The 3,561-nt window shown below is 59.6% G+C and carries 1 protein-coding gene; it reads left to right on the top strand.

The annotated features are described in order from the left end of the window. Positions 1-1,483 precede the first annotated feature (1,483 nt). The coding region (locus tag ACIPUD_RS39590; protein WP_446482967.1) for a VCBS domain-containing protein at positions 1,484-3,561 on the top strand (2,078 nt) is incomplete at its 3' end.

Here is a 3,561-nt window from a genome sequence, read left to right on the forward strand (position 1 = left end):
AGCGCCATTGCACGCAGGCGGCGGGCAGCTTCCATTTCAACCTCCCATGTTTTCCCCCAACATATTTTTCGTTTTTGCGATGGAGTCATCATGATTATATGACATAATCAAATTTCTCATTTAATGGCGGTCAATTTGGTTCCATTTGTAAGCCGACCGGGAACTGCTTTCGGTTTAAGCTTCACATGGATTTCGAATGCTTGCTCGCCGACCCCCGCTGCGCGGTAAAGCGAACGAGACTGCACGGGACGGCAGCACGAGATGCGAAGCTTCATGCGCGAGCATCGCAATGTCAGAAATCCCAGCCGAGGACTCCTCGCCGCCCTCCAGGGCACGTGCGTCGGCTACTGAGCGATAACCCAGCAGTTGGGTTGCGTCAGCGGTCTGGCTACGCGCCTCGCTCTAGGAGCGCGCCACCCTTGAGTCCCGCCGATGGTCTCACACTCTGGAACGTGGGCCCCCGGCGACAATGACGGCTGCCGCCCTCCATGAGGATGACCAGCATCACATTGAAAGCCAAATTCGCCGAAAGCCAAATTCGCCGCGTCACGGCGGGCGGACCTGGAGCGCGTCGGGTGCGTAAGTTAATAATCACGCGCGACGCATTGCGAGGCTGTTGCTTTCATGCCTCGTCTTCGCAGATAGGGCTGAGTTTGGCTCCAGTTGGCTCCCTGCGACTGTCGATCTACGCGAAGCAATGACCATCTCGCGGACGGAGTGCATCAGGGTAAAAGCCGTAAAATTCCGGGGTCGCCTCGCAAGGAGTGGCGCAAGAGCCTCCTTCTTCTTGATTTTCATGCATTAATCATTAAATGCGGCGTATAAATAAATAAATAGACTGGCGCTTTAATTTAAAATAGGCTCGATTTAATCGGGGAGTGGATGATCGTGACGCTTCTTGGCCACGGTGGTCGCTTCTGAAGTGGCGAATATTGCAAAATCAATAATTGCCAAACGTGGCGGCCAAGCACTGGCCACGATGGGCAAGGGGGATACCGCTAGATCTTTCGCGTAACTTGGCAGCAGTTGATGGAGCTGCGGTCGGCGGACCTATCGCCGTTCGAGCGAGCGTTACCAATTTGCGTGAATTGATTTTGCGGCGACGCTCTCTGCTCTGCATTGGCAGGCGAGGTTGCGAATGACGTGCACGCATTTTGTAGCAATGTTCACTCGGGCGCGGGAAATTTCGAATTCTTCTCCGTCAATTTTCGATTTTTCGATCCAGCCAAGTTTGCGGTTTGCAAACATGGCAGCTGTCGGGCGCTCGACCGTGCACACGACATTCGCTCGCAAGCTCGGAGCGGCTCTAGCCCTAAACAGGCTTGAGCGGCACGAAGCGCTGAGCAGGACGATAGGGATGCTGAGTAGCTCGGCATCTTTCTTCAGCAGCATAGGCAAGGCAACGGCCGATCATCCCCGCGCCATTGTGCAATTTGTGCCGGTCCGCGAATGCGGACGGCGCATCATCCAGAGGATTTAAGCTATGGCGACGCAGGCAACGGGCGGCGGCAGCACGGTTTCGTTCGGCAATACTCCGCAAGCCAACACGGACATTTTCTCGTTTGCGGAAGACGCCAGCAACATTCTCATCTTGAACGTGCTGGCAAATGATCTTGGGGGCGCGGCCAAGACGCTGTTCTCCCTGGACGATGGAATGAGCTCCTCCGCGTCCACCAAAAACTACGCACCAGCGGACTTACTGGTCAAAGATGTAGCGTACAGCAGCGATGCCGCCGGAATGGCCGCAACCGGTGACCGCAGCGCCCTCGGTGCACGCATCTGGATCGAAGCGGACGGCACCGTTCATTACGACAAGGGCGACATCAACGTTCAGCTTCAGGCGCTGGCGACCGGGCAAACGCTGACTGACACGTTCACCTACGCGATCCAGCTGGGCAATGGCACGCTCAGTTGGGCGACCGTGACACTCCAGTTCAATGGGGCAAACGACTCGGTCTTCATCACATCGAGTCCGCAGAGCGGTTCGGTGGTCGAAGACGCGAATGCCACACCCGATGTCTCGGATTCGCAGAGCGCGGCCGGCACTATCAGTTTCAACGACGCCGATCTCAACGACACGCATTCGGCCTCGTTCGCAGCAGCTTCTTCTAACACCACTTCACTCGGCACTTTCTCGCTCGACCCTGTCAACGAGGCGCCCAATGCCGCCAACGGCGCGGTGCAGTGGCACTACAATTTGAACAACGCGGCTGCGCAGTACCTCGCTGCAGGCCAAACCGTCGCCGAGAGTTTCGTGGTGACGATCAATGATGGTCACGGCTCGACAGCCACCCAGACGGTGACGGTCACGATCACCGGCACCAACGACATCGTGTCGATCACCTCGGGTGTCCAGAGCGGCGCGGTGGTGGAGGACGCCCCGTCGACGCCAAGTCTGTCGGATTCCCTGGCTACGGCCGGGAGCATCAGCTTTAACGACGTAGATCTGAGCGATGGGCATACCGCGACGTTTGTCGCCGGGGCCGGCAACACTACCGCGCTCGGCACGTTCTCGCTCGATCCGGTGAGCGAGGCGGCCAATGCTGCCAACGGGTCGGTGCAGTGGCACTACGCCTTGAACAGCGCGGCTGCGCAGTACCTCGCCGAGGGCCAGAGCGTGACCGAGAGCTTCGTGGTGACGATCAATGATGGCCACGGCTCGACAGCCACCCAGACGGTGACGGTCACGACCACCGGCACCAACGACATCGTGTCGATCACCTCGGGTGTCCAGAGCGGCTCGGTGGTGGAGGACGCCCCGGCGACTCCGGATCCGTCGGATTCCCTGACGACGGCCGGCACCATCAGCTTTACCGACGTGGATCTGAGCGACGGGCATACCGCGACGTTTGTCGCCGCGCCAGCCAACACCTCCGCGCTCGGCACCTTCTCGCTTGATACGGTGAGCGAGGGCGCCAACACTGCTAGCGGCTCGGTGCAGTGGCACTACAACTTGAACAACGCGGCCGCGCAATACCTCGCTGCGGGCCAGAGCGTGGTCGAGCACTACGCCGTGACAGTGAGCGACGGCCAAGGCTCGACGGTCACTCAGGACGTCGCCATCACCATAGCTGGTGCGAATGACGTCGTTAGCGTCACCTCTGGTGTTCAGGCCGGCACAGTGGTCGAGGATGCCCCGGCGACGCCGGACCCGTCGGATTCTCTGACCGCAGCCGGCACGGTCAGCTTCACTGACGTGGATCTAAGCGACGGGCATACCGCCACATTCGTCGTTGCGCCAGCCAACACGACTGCGCTCGGCACCTTCTCGCTTGGTCCGGTGAGCGAGGCGGCAAATGCCGCCAACGGGTCGGTGCAGTGGCACTACAACCTTGACAACGTGGCCGCGCAGCACCTCGCTGCGGGCCAGAGCGTGACCGAGAGCTTTGTCGTTACTGTCAATGATGGTCATGGCTCAACGGCCACCCAGACCGTGACGATCACGCTGACCGGCACCAACGACACGCCGGTTGCGGTTGCCGACACCAACAGCGGTCTGGAAGACAGCACCATCACGGGCTCTGTGGCGACCAACGACAGCGACGTGGATGACGGCGCGAC

This window comes from Bradyrhizobium sp. CAR08, from assembly GCF_052871955.1.